At 46.9% G+C, this 1,163-nt stretch carries 1 protein-coding gene; it reads left to right on the top strand.

Features of this window, described 5'->3' with window-relative positions; all coding sequences use genetic code 11:
• Positions 1–102: 102 nt before the first annotated feature.
• Positions 103–1,163, top strand: a 1,061-nt coding sequence (locus B7X71_RS17440; RefSeq protein WP_293601671.1) for a SulP family inorganic anion transporter, incomplete at its 3' end; no start/stop codon positions are given.

Below are 1,163 nucleotides of genomic sequence, written 5' to 3'. Positions count from 1 at the left end.
GACTGGCATTTGTGGATATCGTTTGGGGCTCAGCGGTAACCGCGGCATCCAGCGCTCTAGCCTACTGGCTTGGTAGTAAGATAGCCTGAAAATCTTTTTCCCATGAATCTCTTTCACCCTAAACTACTCGATTCCTTTAAGGGCTATAACGGCGCCCTGTTTAGTAAAGATATATTAGCGGGCATCACAGTCGGTGTAGTTGCATTACCTTTAGCAATGGCCTTTGCAATTGCCAGCGGACTCAAACCAGAAGCAGGCATTTTCACAGCAATTATTGCTGGCGGACTCATTTCTTTACTGGGTGGTAGCCGCGTGCAAATTGGTGGGCCTGCGGGCGCGTTCATCGTCATTGTTTACGGCATTGTGGAGCATTACGGTCTAGCTAATTTACTCTTGGCAACCGCCATGTCTGGAGTGTTCTTATTTTTGATGGGACTCTTTCGGCTTGGAACCTTAATTCGCTTTATTCCAGTTGCTGTCATTATTGGATTTACCAATGGCATCGCCGTCTTGATTGGTCTCTCTCAAGTTAAAGAGTTTTTTGGCTTACAAATTACGAAGATGCCTGCTGAATTTTTTCAAGCAATCGAAGCTTTGTATGCTGCCGCCGATACGGTAAATCCCATCGCCCTTATGTTGTCCATAGGCAGCTTGGCTCTTTTAATTGCTTGGAGAAATTTTCAGAAACGTCTTGGACACCTAAGCCATATCCCAGCAACAGTCATTGCAATGACTGTTGCCACTATCATCACCAGCATATTTAACCTGCCTGTCGACACCATTGGCAGTCGTTTTGGTGGCATTCCATCAGGACTACCCAGCTTTGAATGGATTCCAGTCAGCTGGAGTACTGCACAGTTTGTCATTGCACCTGCTATCACGCTGGCCGTACTTGGAGCTATTGAATCACTGCTATGCGCACGCATTGCCGATGGACTGATTCATGATCGCCACAACTCTAACCAGGAGTTGATGGCACAAGGCGTAGCAAATCTAGTCACCCCGTTCTTTGGCGGAATGCCTGCAACAGGAACTATTGCAAGAACAGTTACCAACATACAGAGTGGCGCCAGCACACCGATTGCCGGCATAGTTCATGCCCTTACATTGCTGGTGATTATTTTATTTGGAGCTCCACTTGCAACCAATATTCCCTTAGCCAG

The sequence above is a fragment of the Polynucleobacter sp. 39-46-10 genome (assembly GCF_002282275.1).
Note: the sequence above shows the minus strand (reverse complement) of the source record. Positions and strands in the feature narration are given on the sequence as shown.